1 pseudogene is annotated in these 510 nt (G+C 61.6%); it reads left to right on the forward strand.

Annotated features, from left to right (window positions below):
• Positions 1–349: 349 nt before the first annotated feature.
• Positions 350–510: pseudogene (locus tag DNK89_RS24895) on the forward strand (tripartite tricarboxylate transporter TctB family protein); the annotation flags it as partial.

Raw genomic sequence — 510 nt, forward strand, 5'->3', positions numbered from 1 at the left:
CGACATCGATCTGCGCGACGGCGAACCCAACGCGCAGGGCGGCGTCGGCCTGGCCTCCGTCGTGTGGCTGCCCCTGGCCACCACCGTGTCGCAATATCCCCGGCCCGCCGAAGTGCCCTTCACCGGCGACCAGTAATCGCCAAAGCTTTCAATCTTTCTCCCTGGCCTTCATAGCGCCGCTCGTGGATTCCCATCAGGGATAACCCCCGAATTCAGGGACTCGACAGCGCATAGAAAGCGAATTAGCAGGTTCCATCCTTAACCTGCGAACCGGCCTGTTGTTGAAAAGGCCGGGTGGCGCTCGTTCCGGGCGGCATCCCAGGGGCCCGCACGGCCCTGCTTCAGGAGGATGGAAGTGCAAAAAACAATTAATAGAAAGGACTATTACGGCGGCGCCCTGATGGTCCTAGTCGGATTGGGGGCGATCTACGGTGGTACGGACTATCACATTGGAACGCTCAGCCACATGGGCCCCGGGTTCTTTCCCGCGGCATTGGGCGGCCTGCTCGC

This window comes from Acidovorax sp. ST3 (genome assembly GCF_003231145.1).
GTDB lineage: Bacteria > Pseudomonadota > Gammaproteobacteria > Burkholderiales > Burkholderiaceae_C > Acidovorax.